General features: G+C 42.8%; 16 protein-coding genes. 9 read left to right on the forward strand and 7 right to left on the reverse strand.

Going from position 1 to position 18,440, the window contains the following annotated elements:
• Genes EW142_RS10825 through EW142_RS10850 form a run of 6 tightly spaced genes read right to left on the reverse strand, consistent with a single transcriptional unit; the run spans position 1 to position 3,890 of the window.
• Complete coding sequence (locus tag EW142_RS10825; RefSeq protein ID WP_130613743.1) at positions 1–624, reverse strand: DUF4230 domain-containing protein; 624 nt, start codon at positions 622–624, stop codon at positions 1–3.
• Positions 617–976, reverse strand: a complete 360-nt coding sequence (locus tag EW142_RS10830; protein ID WP_130613745.1) for a DUF4260 domain-containing protein — start codon at positions 974–976, stop codon at positions 617–619. The genes EW142_RS10825 and EW142_RS10830 overlap by 8 nt, the downstream gene beginning before the upstream one ends.
• Positions 973–1,725, reverse strand: coding sequence for a cyclase family protein (locus tag EW142_RS10835; RefSeq protein WP_130613747.1), 753 nt, complete (start codon positions 1,723–1,725; stop codon positions 973–975). The genes EW142_RS10830 and EW142_RS10835 overlap by 4 nt, the downstream gene beginning before the upstream one ends.
• A complete protein-coding gene (hemW, locus tag EW142_RS10840; RefSeq protein ID WP_130613749.1) occupies positions 1,722–2,858 on the reverse strand; it encodes a radical SAM family heme chaperone HemW in 1,137 nt (378 codons plus the stop codon). Before hemW ends, EW142_RS10835 begins: the two co-directional genes overlap by 4 nt.
• Positions 2,858–3,409: a crossover junction endodeoxyribonuclease RuvC gene (ruvC, locus tag EW142_RS10845; protein ID WP_130613751.1), complete on the reverse strand. Its 552-nt coding sequence runs from the start codon at positions 3,407–3,409 to the stop codon at positions 2,858–2,860. Before ruvC ends, hemW begins: the two co-directional genes overlap by 1 nt.
• A 4-nt stretch (positions 3,410–3,413) precedes the next feature.
• Positions 3,414–3,890, reverse strand: coding sequence for a hypothetical protein (locus EW142_RS10850; RefSeq protein WP_130613753.1), 477 nt, complete (start codon positions 3,888–3,890; stop codon positions 3,414–3,416).
• A 118-nt stretch (positions 3,891–4,008) separates the two neighbouring features.
• On the opposite strand from EW142_RS10850, the gene EW142_RS10855 reads away from it, so the two are divergent.
• Positions 4,009–4,518: a DUF456 domain-containing protein gene (locus EW142_RS10855; RefSeq protein WP_130613754.1), complete on the forward strand. Its 510-nt coding sequence runs from the start codon at positions 4,009–4,011 to the stop codon at positions 4,516–4,518.
• On the opposite strand, the gene EW142_RS10860 is transcribed toward EW142_RS10855, so the two are convergent.
• A complete protein-coding gene (locus tag EW142_RS10860) occupies positions 4,510–5,064 on the reverse strand; it encodes a nitroreductase family protein (RefSeq protein ID WP_130613756.1) in 555 nt (184 codons plus the stop codon). The two genes, EW142_RS10855 and EW142_RS10860, sit on opposite strands and share 9 nt — an antisense overlap.
• Before the next feature lie 85 nt (positions 5,065–5,149).
• On the opposite strand from EW142_RS10860, the gene hutH reads away from it, so the two are divergent.
• The 8 genes from hutH (at position 5,150) to EW142_RS10900 (ending at position 18,439) form a co-directional block, all read left to right on the forward strand.
• On the forward strand, positions 5,150–6,730 hold the full coding sequence (gene hutH, locus EW142_RS10865) for a histidine ammonia-lyase (RefSeq protein WP_130613758.1): 1,581 nt from the start codon (positions 5,150–5,152) through the stop codon (positions 6,728–6,730).
• A 1-nt stretch (position 6,731) separates the two neighbouring features.
• Positions 6,732–7,967, forward strand: a complete 1,236-nt coding sequence (gene hutI / locus EW142_RS10870) for an imidazolonepropionase (protein WP_130613759.1) — start codon at positions 6,732–6,734, stop codon at positions 7,965–7,967.
• Position 7,968: 1 nt separating this feature from the next.
• Positions 7,969–9,990 carry a urocanate hydratase gene (locus EW142_RS10875; RefSeq protein WP_130613761.1) on the forward strand — a complete coding sequence of 674 codons (2,022 nt, stop codon included), beginning with the start codon at positions 7,969–7,971 and terminating at the stop codon, positions 9,988–9,990.
• Positions 9,987–10,958, forward strand: a complete 972-nt coding sequence (hutG, locus tag EW142_RS10880; RefSeq protein WP_130613762.1) for a formimidoylglutamase — start codon at positions 9,987–9,989, stop codon at positions 10,956–10,958. Before EW142_RS10875 ends, hutG begins: the two co-directional genes overlap by 4 nt.
• A 222-nt stretch (positions 10,959–11,180) precedes the next feature.
• The gene (dinB, locus tag EW142_RS10885; RefSeq protein WP_130613764.1) at positions 11,181–12,395 is read left to right on the forward strand and encodes a DNA polymerase IV; all 1,215 of its coding nucleotides are present in this window, start codon (positions 11,181–11,183) and stop codon (positions 12,393–12,395) included.
• 115 nt (positions 12,396–12,510) lie between these two features.
• Positions 12,511–15,540 carry a DNA polymerase III subunit alpha gene (locus EW142_RS10890; RefSeq protein WP_130613766.1) on the forward strand — a complete coding sequence of 1,010 codons (3,030 nt, stop codon included), beginning with the start codon at positions 12,511–12,513 and terminating at the stop codon, positions 15,538–15,540.
• Between the two features lie 203 nt (positions 15,541–15,743).
• Positions 15,744–16,112, forward strand: a complete 369-nt coding sequence (locus tag EW142_RS10895) for a DUF7009 family protein (protein ID WP_130613768.1) — start codon at positions 15,744–15,746, stop codon at positions 16,110–16,112.
• 17 nt (positions 16,113–16,129) lie between these two features.
• A complete protein-coding gene (locus EW142_RS10900) occupies positions 16,130–18,439 on the forward strand; it encodes an FdhF/YdeP family oxidoreductase (RefSeq protein ID WP_130613770.1) in 2,310 nt (769 codons plus the stop codon).
• Position 18,440: the final 1 nt, after the last annotated feature.

Raw genomic sequence — 18,440 nt, forward strand, 5'->3', positions numbered from 1 at the left:
CTAAGAATCCAGAAATTTTTTATCAATATCAGAAATTTCCAATGCTGAATAATCAAGTGTCCATCCAATGGTTTCCACAATTTTTTCTACTAAAAGAACGGCTTGCAGGGCTTCCTTTTTTGCAGATTCCATCAATCCGCTTTCAGGAATTTTCTGTTTTATGTGTTCTTTGGCCTCCGCATTCAATTGGGTCATATCCTTTGGGGAAAAGCTATTGAACAATCCGTTTTTGATGTCGTAAAATTGCAGCTCTGGCTCAATGGACAGAATTTCAGGCTCTGGGAAATTCTTTAGTATAATTTTCTTCCTATCCTTATCCGCGCTTAAGTTTAAGCGCTTAAGATCATACCCTATTTGAGCCTTGGCTTTGATCACAATAAGAGCCTTCTTCTTACTACTGAACAAGCTCATGAAGCTCTCCTTGGTGTTTTCATAATGGTAAATTTCAGCAAAATCCCCTTCTACTGACACCAGCTTGGCGACGCTTCTAATCTTGTCCAACAATACCGTGGACTGTTGTTCGGTGAGTTCTTTTTTACGCTTTTTACGAAACAACGAAAAGAGCCAATACATGAGTATCGCCCCTAAAAGGAGTCCCAGAAGTACGTCCAATACATTATCCATCTTTTTTACCTATTTCCCCAAGATGGGTGAACTTAAATCCCTTTTCATACTTTAATCCATATCCCATAGCTCGGTCCATAGCCGAATGGGAAAATAAAATAATACCCCCGAGCTGCATCACTGGCAACTCAAAATAAATACCTAATAAATATAGTGCAATAGCCAAACCCTTGTGGTGGAATATATTGTATAGCACAGCGCCCACTTTGTTACCGAAAAGATATCCCAGCATCCCAATATCTGGTGTGAGTATCAAAATCAAAAACCAAAACCATCGATAGTCCAAGATGCTGAACAGATAGATTCCCAAAATGAACATCAACACTTCTTCAAGTTGAATTATGTTCTTCATGGGTCTTCAATTTTGTAAAGAACTGGACGACTTGGAGCAGCATCGTTTTCAAAAGGGGCAACCTGTAGGTTCAAAATATAGGTTCCATCCGCAATTGAATTAGGAACAAAGATTAATTCCGTGATGGTCGCATTCATCCTTGGATCTTTCTCCAGTCCCCAAAAAGCTTTGTGCCCTGCTAATCGTCCTTCATCCCGTTCCCTATCCACCGAAGGCAAATCCACCAAAAGATGCTCAATCCCATGCTCCACCAAAAAATCCATTGCCGTTTCCAGTAGGTATGGTGGATTCGTATTGGAATAGTCCATGGACTTTTTGCTTTGTACGTTCGGAAGGGTTCGAATCACCAAGGCCTCCGGCCTATGATTTCCCAATGCATAGTTTAGTTGCTTTTCAGATATGATGAAGTCCCCATTGCTCTCCTCTGGAGCGACAGTAATCAGCTCAGCCCAAAAGAAGAAGCTCCTTAACTGTTTATTTATGGAATAAAATCCCTCTGTGATATGCCCCAAACATTCGGTATGCGTCACATGGGAATGTGGGTTAAACTGAATGTCATTAAAGTTGACCGCACCACCTTGTGACACTTGCCCAACAAAGCCTTTTTCGCTATGCGGTTCGATTACCGGGGGTTTTAAATACCATGCGTTGACATTTTTTTCTCCACCGATGAGAGGCAGTGAAATATCAATAGGTTTCGAGAAATCTATTCGATAACTCTTAGATCCATGTTTAACCGCGGCGATCATTTTACCAAGTTAACCATAAAAAGGTCCGAAGCAATTCCGTCCACTAAAAACTTTCCCTTTTTTGTGGCCAAAAGACGGTCTTCATCCACAAATAATAAATGTTCTTTGATGTACTTTTCCGACTGCCCTTTTAAATAGGACTCATACGGTTCGCCAAATTCCGTCCGAACCTTTTTAAAGGACACACCCCAAATGGTACGCAGCCCGGTCATTACATATTCGTTGTACCTATCCCTAACAGACAAGGCCTCTCGTTCCAAGGGCAATTCTCCTAGTTCCAGTGCTTTGATGTATTTGATGTTGTTTCTGATATTCCAACTGCGCACCTCACCATCAAAAGAGTGGGCCGAAGGACCAATTCCCAGATATTTCTTTCCTTGCCAATACGAAGTATTGTTTTTCGAAAAAAAGCCTTCTTTTCCAAAATTTGATATCTCGTAATTCACAAAGCCTTCATTTTCTAGCATGTCCAATAGCATATGAAACTGCTCTTGGGCTTGTTCGTCGTCCATTTCTGGAACCAGACCTTTTTCAATGAATTTTTTCAATGCGGTTCGAGGTTCAACAGTCAATGCATAACTCGAAATGTGTGGCACCTGCAATGCAAGTGCCTTTTCAATGTTAGCTTTCCATCTATCGTTATCCGCTCCGGGAATACCATAAATCAAGTCGATGGAAATGTTCTCAAAATATTCTTGTGCCTTTTTAACGCATTCTTCAGCCTCTCGGGCATTGTGCGCCCGGTTCATCAGTTGTAAATCCGCATCAAAAAAAGATTGAATGCCAATACTTAGACGGTTGATTGGACTTTTTGATAACTCTATTATCCTGTTATTGGATAAGTCATCTGGATTGGCCTCCAAGGTAACCTCAGCATCCTGGATTACATGATAATGCCTTTGAACCGCTGCTATTAAGGCCTCAATTTCTGAAACTTCGAGAACCGAGGGAGTTCCTCCTCCAAAATAAATGGTCTCTATCGCCTCCCCTTCCAATTCATCTTTTCGAAGTTTCAGCTCTCTTTGCAGCGCCTTTAGCATAGCCTCTTTGGTTCGCATTTGGGTGGAGAAATGGAAATCGCAATAATGGCACGCTTGCTTGCAAAAAGGAATGTGAAGGTATATGCCAGCCATCAGCCCAGCTTTTGAGGATTCTTTTTCACAAAGGCCTCCCAACCTGTATAGCTGGTTCCTACATCGATTCTGCCCTCATTATAAAAATGACAGACCGCAGCGGCCAGTCCGTCGGTGCTGTCCAAATTATTGGGCAAGGTTTTTAATTGTAGCACACTTTGAAGCATTTTGGCTACTTGCTCCTTGCTGGCATTTCCATTCCCTGTAATGGCCATTTTAATTTTTTTGGGCATGTATTCCGTAATGGGTATCTGCCGAGACAACCCAGCTGCCATGGCCACACCTTGTGCTCTTCCCAATTTTAACATGGACTGTACATTTTTTCCATAAAAGGGAGCCTCGATCGCAATTTCATCGGGGTGATAAGTATCAATCAGTTCCAGGGTACGTTCAAAAATCAATTTAAGTTTGAGATAGTGGTCTGGGTATTTTTTGAGCAAGAGTTCATTCATTTGAACAAAGTGCATCTGCTTTTTCACCACCTTTATGATGCCAAAACCCATAACCGTAGTCCCTGGGTCAATACCTAAAATAATTTTCTCTTTCACCAGGGCTTCAATTTGTGTTCAAAATTATGGGAAGGCGAAATCGTATGCTCACCGGCACCCCCCTTTTTAAGGCCGGAGCCACCGTGGTCAGGTCATTTAAGCGCCGAGAAACCTCGGTGTTGAAGTTAGCGATTTCATTCAGCACGGACTCTTTTTCCTCCACATTCTGCACAGCAATGAATCCGTGCTCATCGATTAAAAAATCCACATAAATGGTGTCATTCATGTCCTTGTTCACTTGAAAACTCAATCCTTCCAAAGATTCGGAAAAATAGCCCAACATGGCACTTTCAAAACAACTGCGCTGCGCTATCTTATCAAGGTCTTCTTCACAACCCTCAAATAACGGATATTGGTCCACATCGTTCCAGTTGATTTCCAGTAATTCTTGGTTCACCATATTTTTGGTGGTTTCCTCTTGGGAAACAAACAAGTTACAGGAGGTTGATAAACCTAAAATCAATATCCCAAAAAGCTTCCGCATACCGCCTCTGTTATTCGGCTGAAATTACGACTTTTTGCACACATATTTTTTCATTCCCACAACACAGCTCTTGTAACAATTCGCCCTTATATTTGTCTAACACCATAAACCAATGCTAATGGATATCGCCTTACTTGTTATAGGATTTCTTTTGATGCTTGTGGGCATTTTAGGCAGTTTCCTCCCAGTATTGCCCGGACCGCCTATTAGCTGGGTGGGATTGTTGTTGTTGTATTTAACCAAAGCCGTACCCGATAATTGGTGGATTTTAGGGGGTACTTTAATTCTTGCTTTAGGCGTCACAGTATTGGACTACATTATCCCTGCAGCTGGCACAAAAAAGTTTGGAGGCAGTAAAGCCGGTATGTGGGGGACAATTGTGGGATTACTAGTAGCTATCCTTTTCCCTGTTTTTGGTCCTTTCGGGATAATTATATGGCCTTTTGTTGGTGCTTTAGTAGGAGAGCTCATCAATAAAGCAGACCAAAAAACCGCTATGAAAGCTGCTTTTGGTTCCTTTATTGGTTTTTTAACCGGAACCTTTATGAAGTTTGTACTTACGGCGGGCTACTTGGTTTTTTTCATAATAGTGACTGTAAAGTACGCCTCTGAACTTTTCTCATTCTAGCCACTCCACCTTTTCTGAAATGGGCCTCCTTGGTGATTCCGGGATTTCCTCATCATAATGCCCCATGTAGAAAAAACCAAGACATTTTTCCCCTTCCTTCAAATCAAGAAACTCATCCATATACTTGATAAGTCCCGGTGAACTCCAATAACATCCAATGTCCAACTCCGTACAGCAAAGCCACATATTTTGAACAGCCATGGCCGTGGCGGCCAATTCCTCCCATTCAGGAAGACTTTCATTGGGATCCCTTTGCATGCAAATAGCAATGACCGCTCCCGAACGTGCAGGGTTGTCCTGTAATTTTTTGATTTTGACTTGTTTGGGTTTTGAGTCTACTTCTTGATACTTTTGGGAAAGAAACACCCCAAGTTTTTCCTTCATTTCTCCCTGAAGCACCTTAAAACGCCAAGGCTCGGTCTTTTTATGGGTTGGCGCCCAATTGGCGGCTTCCAATATTTTTTCTATATCTGCTTTTTCAATAGGTTGTTCGGTATACTGGGCGGGAAACACCGAACGTCTCCGCTTAATAAGCTCAAAGATCATGGGCTATGTATATTTTCATTTGGATTTTGTACTCGTTTATATCAAACTTAATGAATACTTTTAGCTCTACGAAATCGATTTCATAATGCAACCTAAACCTGAAACTTTCTCGTACGGCGAAGGCTATTTGACCGCTGGATTGGCCCTTTCCATCTCTCGTGGATTTACAAAGGGATTTCTCTCCAAAGAGACCATTGAGCGGGTGAAAAAAAGTAGTTTGGTCGTAAAAAATATAGTAGAAAAGGAAAAACCTGTCTACGGTATCAATACCGGATTTGGTCCCCTTTGCACTACAAGTATTTCAAAAGAGGAGACCAAAATTCTGCAAACCAACATTTTGCAAAGCCACAGTGTTGGTGTTGGTGACCCCATTTCCAACACCTTGGCCAAACTGATGCTCATTTTAAAAGTGCATGCACTGGCCAAAGGCTTTTCCGGTATTCGAATAGAAACTTTGGAACGTATTATCTGGCATATTGAAAATAATGCCATCCCCGTGGTGCCAAGGCAAGGTTCTGTCGGTGCGTCCGGCGACTTGGCCCCACTTTCCCATTTGTTTTTACCTCTGATTGGTTTGGGGAAAGTTGATTATGAAGGAGAAACCATTTCTACGAAACAGCTCTTCTCAAAAACAGGAATGGACACACTTGAACTTGGTCCAAAAGAAGGCTTGGCTTTGATCAATGGAACCCAATTTATCGCAGCACATTCCGTAGTGATTTTGGAAAAGCTACAGCATTGCCTCAAACATGCCGATATTATTGGAGCAATGATGCTCGAGGGACTCCAAGGTTCCCTAAAACCTTTTTTTGAAGAATTGCATCAACTCCGTCCCTTTAAAGGAAATCAGCATGTGGCCAAACGCATAAGAACCTTGCTAAAAGGTTCTGAAATTCTTGAAGACCATATTGATTGCGAACGTGTACAGGATCCATATTCTTTGAGATGCATTCCACAAGTGCATGGTGCTTCCCGAAATGCCTGGCTCCATTTAAAGGAACTCTTGGAGGTAGAATTAAATTCAGTAACCGACAACCCGGTTATTATCGATGAGGAGCTTACGATCAGTGGTGGTAATTTTCACGGGCAACCCTTGGCCATGGCTTTGGATTATGCAGCTTTGGCCGCTTCCGAACTAGGCAATATTTCGGACCGAAGAATTTATTTGGCCCTTGAGGGCAATAGCACCGGAGTCCCCAAATTGTTGATGGAAGACACGGGAATCAACTCAGGTTATATGATTCTGCAATACACCTCAGCTGCTCTGGTCAGTGAAAACAAAAGTTTCTGTTTCCCAGCAAGTGCCGATAGCATACCCACCTCTTTGGGTCAAGAAGACCATGTGAGCATGGGGTCGATAAGTGGTCGAAAAGCACTTCATATCATAGAGAATGTAGAGAAAATTTTAGCCATTGAGCTCCTCACGGCAGCTCAGGCATTTGAGTACCGTAAACCGCTGAAATCAGGAGTGGTTTTGGATGAAATCCACAAGTTTATTAGAACCAAAGTTGCTTTCGCGGAAAAAGACCGGGTATTTGCGGAGGATATTGAAAAAGGAGTCGAAATCTTGCAAAATGCTGAAATTTTAAAGCTCGTTGAGCGTATCATGAAAGCCCACAATTTGGATTGGGAGACACCCCATTTTGAAGAATTTGAAACCTATTAAAATGAGTGACCATACACTTATTGGACCTTTTACGCAATTACTTCCCATGACGGACCTTCCGTTGAAGGGGGCGCTCAGGGATGAGCAATTGGTCATCATTGAAAATGGTGGGATATTGGTTTCAGAAGGCAACATAGTGGCAGTTGATGCCTTTGATGTATTAAAATCGAAGGCTACAATAATTCATAAAATTGAAGGGGAAGCAGTTTGCCTCCCTGGATTTATTGATGCCCATACCCATATTTGTTTTGGAGGTTCTCGCGCACGGGATTATGCCCTTCGCAATTCGGGAAAAACCTATTTGGAAATTGCGAAAGCAGGGGGAGGCATTTGGGACACGGTGACCCAAACTCGAATGGCTTCCTTGGAAGAGTTGGCTGAAGGAGTCGTTTCAAGAAGTCAAATCCATTTGATGAATGGAGTCACGACCCTTGAGGTCAAAAGCGGCTACGGCTTGTCCGTGGAGGAAGAGTTAAAAATGCTTCGGGCGATAAAAAAGGCCAACTCAAAAAGAGCTCTGGACTTGGTTTCTACCTGTTTGGCAGCACACATGCGTCCTAAGGATTGGGATAGTGACACCCCCTATCTAGAGGAAATGGCCAACACTTTGTTTCCCATTCTCAAGTCTGAAAAATTGGCAAATCGTATAGATGCCTTCATAGAGGAAAGTGCTTTTTCTTCTAAAGAAATAGCCCCCTACTTTCAGAAAGCAAAAGATTTAGGCTTTGACATCACTGTGCATGCGGACCAATTTACCACAGGTGGAAGCGAAGTTGCCGTGCAGTTTGGAGCGATAAGTGCCGACCATTTAGAGGCAAGTACCGAGAAGGAAATTCAACTTTTGGCACAAAGCGATACCATCGCGATGGCCTTACCTGGTGCTTCACTGGGGTTGGGATGTGATTTCACACCTGCCCGAAAAATATTGGATGCCGGAGGGGCTTTGGCCATCGCCAGCGACCATAATCCCGGTTCGGCACCCATGGGCGACTTGTTGACCCAAGCCAGTATCTTGGGCGCCTTTGAAAAACTGTCCAACGCGGAAGTTATTGCTGGAATTACCTCAAGGGCAGCAGCGGCCCTAAATGTATCCGATAGAGGAAGGCTTGCACCTAACACTATCGCAGATTTTGTGGTTTTTCCTGTCGATAACTATCAAGAAATCACCTATCATCAAGGACAAGTAAAGCCTATTTCCGTTTGGAAAAAGGGTGAAAGCATCTATCAAATGCATTGAAATGAACACAACTGCCAATCTTCACGCACAGATACTCCAAGGAATCCCTAAAAAGCTTCCTTCCAGGAGGGAATATCCCCAAGGTGGAAATCCAGCGCCAAAGCGAAAGGACATTCTTTCCGCATCTGAAAAAAAACTGAGCGTTCAAAATGCACTCAGATATTTTCCCAAGGATTGGCATCAAGAATTGGCCATAGAGTTTGCCGAAGAATTAAAAACCTATGGACGTATTTATATGCATCGGTTTAAGCCGGATTACGAAATGTACGCCCGTCCGGTTTCAGAATATCCGGCCAAGACCCAACATGCCGCAGCCATTATGTTGATGATTCAAAACAATCTCGATCCGGCCGTTGCACAGCATCCTGAAGAACTCATTACTTACGGAGGCAATGGTGCGGTATTTCAAAACTGGGCGCAATACCTATTGACGATGAAGTATTTGGCCGAAATGACAGACGAACAAACCCTGCATATGTATTCGGGCCATCCCATGGGATTGTTCCCTTCATCAAAAGATGCTCCGAGAGTGGTAGTCACCAACGGGATGATGATACCCAATTATTCCAAACCGGACGATTGGGAAAAATACAATGCATTGGGCGTGACCCAATACGGGCAGATGACGGCAGGTTCCTATATGTATATTGGTCCACAAGGCATTGTACACGGAACAGCTATTACCGTAATGAACGCCTTCCGAAAGGTTTTGAAAGAAGGGGGTTCCCCAAAGGGGAAAGTGTTCTTGACAGCAGGTTTGGGGGGTATGAGCGGTGCACAACCAAAGGCCGGGAATATTGCCAGTTGTATCACGGTATGTGCCGAGGTTAATCCCGAAGCAGCAAAAAAAAGACACGATCAGGGTTGGGTCGATGAGCTTTACACCCATTTGGATGATTTAGTTCAACGAACCCAAAAGGCCATCAATGATAATGAGGTTGTTTCCCTAGCATATATCGGTAATGTAGTGGATGTTTGGGAACGGTTTTATACAGAAAATATCTTTGTGCATCTGGGCTCTGACCAAACTTCTTTGCACAATCCATGGGCAGGTGGTTATTATCCGGTTGGATTGAGTTTTGAAGAGTCCAACCTGCTTATGGTTGAAAATCCTTCGGCCTTTAAGGAAAAAGTACAAGAATCCCTTCGGAGACAAATCAATACTATCAACGAACATGCTGCAAGAGGCACTTATTTTTTCGATTATGGAAATGCCTTCTTGCTCGAAGTGTCTCGTGCGGGTGGAGAGGTTTTTGCTGAAGATGGCATACGTTTCCGCTATCCTTCCTACGTTCAAGATATTTTGGGACCTATGTGCTTCGACTACGGATTTGGTCCTTTTCGATGGGTTTGCACTTCCGGAAATCCCAAGGATTTGCAGAAAACCGATGCCCTGGCTTTGGAGGTGATGCAAGACATCAAGTCTAAGGCCCCGTCGGAAATTCAGCAACAGATGCAGGACAATATTAAATGGATTCAAGAAGCCGAGCAAAACCAATTGGTTGTGGGTTCCCAGGCCAGAATTCTTTATGCCGATGCGGAAGGGCGCACAAAGATTGCAGAAGCCTTTAACCAAGCCATTGCAAGTGGTGAAATTGGGGCACCTATTGTTTTGGGAAGGGACCATCACGATGTCAGTGGTACCGACTCTCCCTTTAGGGAGACCAGCAACATTTATGATGGAAGCCAATTTACGGCCGACATGGCCATTCACAATGTGATAGGGGATAGTTTTCGAGGGGCGACCTGGGTCTCCATTCACAATGGTGGTGGTGTAGGTTGGGGAGAAGTCATCAATGGCGGGTTTGGCATGGTACTCGATGGTTCTGATGAGGCATCCGCCCGATTAAAGAATATGCTCTTCTATGATGTCAACAATGGCATATCTCGAAGAAGTTGGGCTCGAAACGAAGAGGCCTTGTTTGCCATTAAACGTGAAATGGAACGAACCCCCAATCTAAATGTAACTTTACCCCATCTTGTGGATAGTGAAATTCTTGATAATCTTTTTGACTCAGAATGAAAAATTACGCTTCTCCCAATGCAAAAATTTGGACCGGAAGAACCTCCGATGAACAACTCTACCTGCATGAAAAAATACAATGCATCCCGCTTGATGAGATTACGTGGACCCCGCAAAAGTCCATTGCCCTTTTAGGATATGCCTGTGACGAAGGGGTACGCCGCAATCAGGGTCGGGTCGGAACTGTAAATGGCCCCAAAAGCATTAAAAGCTCTTTTGGTAAACTCCCCAATCATCTTTCGGAAAATGTGCTTTTATATGATATTGGCGATATTGTTTGTGTCGATGGGGACATGGAATCAGCACAAGATACCCTAGCCCAAGCCATTACTTCGCTCTTACAGAAAAAACAGTTTCCCATAATTTTGGGAGGAAGTCATGATGTAGCTTATGGCCATTATCAGGGCATACATAATTATGTAAGCTCAAAAAATAAAAAGCATACCATTGGCATCATAAATTTTGATGCTCACTTCGACCTTCGAAAAAACATGGGCAAAGGAAATTCTGGGACACCTTTTTATCAAATTGCCATGCAGTGCAAGGAGGAAAATAGAAGATTTGAATATCTGTGTCTCGGTATCCGGAAAGATGCCAATGACCGCCTTCTTTTTCAAGCCGCAAAGGATTTGGAGGCCAACTATGTACTCTCTGAAACCTTTCAAATGCCATTTTTGAATGAAATCAATACCTGGATCAATGCATTCATTCAAAATGTGGACCATGTATATGTTACTATTGATTTAGATGGCTTCTCCTCTGCCTATGCTCCTGGGGTAAGTGCTCCCTCGCCCGTGGGCTTTACTCCCTATATCGTGCAAGAATGTTTGAAAACTATCATCAATTCTAGAAAATTGATCAGCATGGACGTTGCGGAAATGAATCCGAAGTACGATATCGACAACCAAACCTCAAAATTAGCAGCTTCACTGGTCCATCACGTGATTCATACCATGTTTCAAGTGTAGTCCAACAAAAAAAGCCTTCCAAATGGAAAGCCTTTCATTGGTTCGCACCTTTGGTGCTCAACCTGATTTCAATTCATCATAAATTGAAATCCAACACAACGGTTCAAAGATATAAAGGTTTTTTTGATAAATAACAGATAACTCTCATTGTGTTTCTTTTTATGGATTTAATCCATTTTTTAGGAATTATTCCATAAATTAGCCTTCCCTCTCAACTAAACAATGAAAAAGACCATTCTACATCTAGATTTGGATACATTTTATGTTTCTGTGGAACGGATCATCAACACAGAACTTAAGAGCAAACCCCTATTGGTTGGGGGCACGAGCGATCGTGGCGTAGTAGCTGCTTGTAGTTATGAAACCCGTGGTTTTGGGGTACATTCGGGCATGCCCATGAAAATGGCCAAGGAACTTTGCCCTGAGGCAGTAGTGATTCGGGGCAATGCAGGGACATATAGCAAATATTCCGATGTGGTCACCGAAATCATCAAAGAACATGTACCTCTGTTCGAAAAATCAAGTATTGATGAATTCTATGCCGATCTATCGGGAATGGACCGCTTTTTTGGCTGCTATCGGTATGCCTCCGAAATGCGGCGAAAGATTATCCGGGAGACAGGGCTACCCATTTCTTTTGGGCTATCAGTCAACAAGGTAGTATCCAAAGTGGCCACAAATGAGGCCAAACCCAACAATCAGCTCAAAATAGATTTCGGACAGGAAAAACCTTTTTTGGCTCCATTGTCCATCAAAAAAATTCCCATGGTGGGCGATAAAACCTATCAAATCCTTAGAAATCTGGGTATACGAAAAGTACAGACCATACAGGAAATGCCCATCGACATCATGCAGCGGGTATTGGGGGCCAATGGCACAATGATTTGGAAACGGGCCAATGGCATTGACAATACCCCGGTAATCCCCTTCCATGACCGAAAATCGATATCAACGGAACGCACCTTTGACCGCGATACCATAGATGTGAACAAACTCAAAGGCATCCTCATCGCCATGACCGAAAATCTGGCATACCAACTGCGGCGGGGTGATAAACTTACAGCCTGTATTGCAGTAAAAATTCGGTACTCCGATTTCAATACCTATTCCAAACAATTGCGGATTCCCTACACTAGTGCCGACCATATATTGATTCCCAAAATTTTGGAGCTCTTCCGGGGGTTGTACAGCAAACGGATGCTGGTGCGATTAGTGGGCATTCGTTTCAGTCATTTGGTGTCGGGCAATTATCAGATAAATCTATTTGAAGATACCGAGGAGACCTTGAACCTTTACAGTGCCATGGACAGGGTTCGCAACCGTTTTGGAGACCGTAGTATTTTTCGAGCTTCGGCCATGGGAGCCAAGACGATTGGCAGAATGCACAACCCCTTCAACCGGCAGCCTCCTGTGGTTTTGGCACATCGAAAACAATAAATAGATATGAGACCGCTATACTGCCAGATATCCGACGAACGTGAAATACGGTTAGTATACAATTGACAAACACCTTAAACCAATGACATCTAACCTCTAACATCTAGCTTCTACTATCTATCTGAATTGTCACACATATTATAGCATGCGCTTCGGAACCTTTTCCGAAAAGGAGCTGTTGCAATTGGCCCAGCAGAACCATGTGACCCAATTGGTCTTGACGGACATCAACAACACCTCGGCCTGTCTCAATTTTGTTCGGAAAGCTCCCGAATACAATGTTCGGCCCATACTTGGCATTGATTTCCGAAATGGAGTCCAACCTCGATTTTTAAGCATTGCAAAAAACAACGAAGGGTATTTGGAACTCAATGATTTTTTATCACACCATCTCCACCAAGAACTTGAAATTCCCAAACAAGCCCCTCATTTTCAAAATGCTTTTGTGGTCTATCCCTTCGAACAAGTCCTCTTAAACGAGCACCAAGCTTTTCAGGAAAATGAATTCATTGGCATTTCCATAAACGAGCTCCGGAGACTTCCTTTTTCGGGATTGATGAAATTGCGCGACAAATTGGTGGTACAACAACCGGTCACTTTTAGGAACAAACAAGATTTTAACGCACATCGATTGCTCAGGGCAATCGACAACAATGTACTCTTGAGCAAACTTCCCAACGAAGAGGAAGCCAACGAGGATGAAAAAATGTATCCCGTACATAATTTGGCAGCCGCTTTTTCAGAATACCCCTTTATTCTGGAAAACACAGAGAGGCTCCTGAACCAATGTAGTATCCATTTTGATTTTTCAAGGGGCAGAAAGCCCCAAAACCTGAAAAGCTATTTGGGAAGTGTTGAAGAAGATGAAAAATTAATTGAAAAATTGTGCTATGAAGGGCTTCCATACCGCTATGAAAAAATTGATGCTTCCATCAAAAATCGATTGGACAAAGAGTTAAAGCTCATTAAAAAGATGGGGTTTGTTTCCTATTTTTTAATCAATTGGGACATTGTTTCCGAAGCACACCGAAGAGGTTTTTATTATGTAGGTCGAGGTAGTGGCGCCAATAGCATTGTGGCCTATCTGCTTCGTATCACCGATGTAGACCCCATGGAACTAGACCTCTATTTTGAACGTTTCATTAATCTGTATCGGGCCAACCCTCCTGACTTTGATATTGATTTTTCATGGAAGGATCGCCCTGCCATGACCCAGTATATTTTTGAGCGCTTTGAGCATGTAGCGCTTTTGGGAACTTATGTGACCTTTAAAGAGCGTGGCGTGATTCGGGAATTGGGCAAAGTTTTTGGACTTCCTCCCCAAGAAATTGACTTTCTGACCAAAGGCCGATACCATCCCGATCAATTGGACGGTATGTCGAAACTTGTCCTTAAATATGGGAAGCTCCTTAAGGACAAACCCAATTACTTGAGCATTCATGCGGGGGGTATTTTGATCAGTGAAAAACCGCTGCATTGGTTTTCTGCCACCCACCTTCCCCCAAAGGGATTCCCCACCACGCAATATGACATGGTGATTGCCGAGGATGTCGGGCTATACAAGTTTGACATTCTAGGTCAACGAGGATTGGGAAAAATAAAAGAGGCCTTGGAAATTCTTGCCTACAATCAACCTGAAAGGTTTAAAGAGGTTGATATTCATGACATCAAAGGTTTTAAAGAGGATATCACCATCAACAACCTCATCAAAACCGCACAATGTATGGGGTGTTTTTATGTGGAGTCACCTGCCATGCGAATGTTGCTCAAAAAATTGGAGGTCGACACTTATTTGGGGTTGGTCGCTGCAAGTTCTATCATTCGTCCAGGCGTGGCCAAAAGCGGCATGATGCGAGAATATATTTTAAGACATAGGAACCAAGGTCGTGCAGAGGAAAAAGCACATCCTGTTATGTTGGACATTATGCCCGACACCTATGGGGTGATGGTGTATCAGGAAGATGTAATCAAAGTAGCCCACCATTTTGCCGATCTTGATTTAGGTGAAGCCGATGTACTTCGAAGAGGAATGAGTGGTAAATTCAGGTCGCGGGAAGAATTTCAGAAGGTAAAGGACAAGTTTATTTCCAATTGCCGAAAAAAGGGGTATGCCGATGTCTTGATTTTTGAAATTTGGAACCAAGTAGCCAGTTTTGCTGGTTATGCCTTTGCCAAGGGACACTCTGCCTCTTACGCTGTGGAGAGCTATCAAAGTTTGTTTTTGCGAGCCTATTTCCCGTTGGAATATATGGTGGCCGTGCTCAATAACGGGGGTGGTTTTTACCGTTCAGAATTTTATATTCATGATGCCCGAATGATGGGAGCCACCATACACCCTCCCTGCATCAACAATAGCGTTATTGTCAACTGCATCCGAGGCAAACACATTTTTTTAGGAATGATGTACCTACGAGATCTTGAAAACAGGGTCATGGAACGGATTGTAACGGAGCGGTTGAAGAATGGCGATTTCATTTCCTTAGAAGATTTTTTGGACCGTGTTCTTATTTCAGTGGAGCAACTTTCCATTTTGATCCGTATCGATGCATTTCGATTTACGGGCATCAATAAGCACGAACTACTTTGGAAAACCCATTTAATGCTATCTAAAAATGACCGCTTGGAACATCCGAAGCTATTTCCGCCGAGATATCGAAAATTCCAGATTCCCGAATTGCATACCACAGCTTTGGAAACTGCTTTTGAAGAATTGGAGCTTTTGGGGTTTTGTTTGTACAGTCCTTTTGAACTGCTGGCCGAAGCTCCTAAAAATTCCAATGGCCAACGGGATCTACAGCGTTATCTGAACAAACACATTGATATTTACGGTTATCTGGTAACTGTAAAAAATACAAGTACACATACTGGTAAGCGTATGCACTTTGCCACATTGGTCGACCAACATGGAGAGGTTTTCGATACGGTATTGTTTCCTCCCGTGGCTGCCAAATACTACTTCCGTGGCAAAGGCATTTATCGATTTTATGGAAAGGTGGTGGAAGAATTTGGTTTTTTGAGTATTGAGGTCATAAAAATGCAGAAGGAAGACTATATCCCAGACCCCCGGTACGCTGATATGAAAACAAGCAAAAGACTTTTGAAGGTGAAGGAAAGCAAAAAATCAAACGCAGACGTCCAAAATTAAAAAGAGCCCTATCTGTGAGGAAAGGACCCTTTTACGAGAACACTATATGAAAATGAAAAAAATTACTTTCTGATTTATTACATAGTAAAAGTACCTGTTTGACCTTCCGCACGAAAAGAAATGATGTGTAAGCAGAAAAAACTGTGGTCAACTTCCCTAATCTTGTTTTTCATTGTAACTTATATGCTCATTATCCCCAAGACATGAAAATACGCATCAAAGATAATTTTGTTCGATACCGACTTACGCAATCTGAAGTAAAGCAGTTTTGCGAAACCGGAAAGGTAGTGGCCCATACGCGTTTTCCCGAAAACGAATTGCTGTATCAGGTTATCCAACATGATGACATTAAGGCCCTGTCTGCCGGTTTTGAAAATGGCAATATCACCTTGAAGGTTCCCTCCCATCTTGCTAGAGACTGGTATACCAACGAGCTTGTGGGCTTCCAGAATGAAATAACACTTGAAGACGGCACCGTACTTTCTCTTTTGTTGGAAAAAGATTTTGTGTGTCTTGATGACACTATGGAAGACCAATCTGATAATTACCCCAATCCGAAAGCAGCAATTTAATCAAGAATAGAAGTAAAATGTCAAAAGCAGTAAAACGAAACATATCCATCACTGGGCCGCAGACATTTTCTGAAAATGTGGAGATCAAAGAACCTATGGCTTACGCCGGAGGTTCTCCCTCCGTACAACAAGCCCTAAGACATACTTTTAAAGAAATGGGGGCTGTAAAAGGCTTAAAGGGGCTGTTAAAAATGAACCAAAAGAATGGATTTGATTGCCCAAGCTGTGCATGGCCAGACCCAGAAAAACCAAAACCTGGAGCAGAATATTGTGAGAATGGGGCCAAAGCATTGGCCGATGAAGCTACCACCGAAAATGTTGGCGCTGATTTTTTTAAGAAACATTCTGTGGAGGAACTCTCCCTTCTTTCCGATTACGAGCTAAATAAACATGGCAGGCTGACGGAACCTCTTGTGCTGAATGTGGAAAGCAAGCACTATGAGACTATTTCGTGGGACAACGCCTATCAACTGATTGCCTCCGAGCTCAGAAAAATAAATTCGCCTGATGAAGCTATCTTTTATACATCAGGCCGGTCCAGCAATGAAGCAGCTTTTCTGTATGGCATGTTTGCAAGGGCATTGGGCACCAACAATATGCCCGATTGCTCAAATATGTGCCATGAAAGTAGTGGTGTAGCCCTAAGCGAAACTCTGGGAATTGGTAAAGGTTCTGTGAAATTGGAGGACTTCTATGATGCCGAAGTAGTGATTATTGCTGGGCAGAACCCTGGGACCAACCATCCCAGGATGCTATCCGCTTTAGAGAAATGTAAAAAGAATGGGGGAAAGATCATTAGCATTAATCCCTTAAAGGAAGCAGGTCTTGTTTCCTTTAAAAACCCCCAAAAGGTAAAGGGCTGGTTGGGTAATGCAGTAGCCCTTGCTGACATTCATTTACAAGTGAATATCAATCAAGATATTGCCTTGGTGAAGCTGTTGTTAAAAAAATTATTGCGCTTAGACGAAGAAAGTAATGGAGGTGTTTTTGATCATCGTTTTATAGAGCAATATACCGAAGGCTACCAAAAGCTTGCGGCCGATTTGGAACAATATGATGAAGAACAATTGCTCGAACAAAGCGGGGTCGATGAAAGTCTTGTCAAAACTACCACCGCCTTATTGGCCAAAAAATCCAAAATCATTATTTGTTGGGCCATGGGGCTTACCCAACATAAAAACGGTGTGGAGAATATCCGCGAATTTGTAAACCTACTCTTGTTAAAGGGTGCTATTGGAAAACCCAATGCAGGCACCTGCCCTGTTCGCGGACACAGCAATGTTCAAGGGGACCGTAGTGTGGGCATACACCACTATGTGAACAACACCTTAAATGAGAAGATTGAAGCGCATTTTGGTTTTAAGGCTCCCACAAAACAAGGTTACGATACTGTGGAATCCATCCATGCCATGCATGAGGGCAATGCCAAAGTTTTTATTTGTTTGGGCGGTAATTTCTTAATGGCAGCCTCTGATACTGAATATACCGCCGAAGCGATTCAAAATTGTGAATTGACCGTTCAAATAAGCACGAAGTTGAACCGGTCCCATCTGGTCACAGGAAAAACTGCATTGATTCTTCCGACCCTTGGTCGGTCGGAAAAAGACCAACAAAATGGAAAGGAACAGTTTATTACTACTGAAAACAGTATGGGAAAGGTGCGATGGTCCAAAGGATTTCTGAAGCCAACTTATGGAAACTTGAAAAGTGAACCTGAAATTATCGCTGAAATTGCCAATACCTATTTTAATGGCAATCATTCTGTACCCTGGGAAAAACTGGGTTCGGATTATTCAATGATTCGAGAATACATCGATAAGATTGCCAAAGGTTTCGATGAGACCGAAAAACGGTCAAAAGGAACGGGCTACTACCTTCCCAACAATGCAAGGGAACTGGATTTTAGCAACTTGCCCAATGGAAAGGCCCAGATTACCATTAATCAACTTCCCGAGCACGATTTAAAGTCGGATGAACTCATGTTGATGACGATTCGCTCCCATGATCAATTCAATACCACAATTTATGGAATGGACGACCGGTATCGCGGTGTTTATAACGAGCGAAGAGTACTATTTATGAATGAGATGGACATGAAGTCCAAGGGGTTGGATAAAATGGACGTGGTACATATTCGAAGTAACTATGACAATATAGAACGGAAAGCATTTAATTTTTTGGTCATTCCCTATGACATTCCAAAAGGCAATATGGCTGCTTATTATCCGGAAACCAATGTGTTGGTGCCTTACAATCACTTTGCGGACCGAAGCCAAACTCCTATCAGCAAATCAATAAAGGTCAGTATTGAAAAGGTTGAAGTCTAAT

Origin of the sequence: Flagellimonas allohymeniacidonis (assembly GCF_004296335.1) — a bacterium.
GTDB lineage: Bacteria > Bacteroidota > Bacteroidia > Flavobacteriales > Flavobacteriaceae > Flagellimonas > Flagellimonas allohymeniacidonis.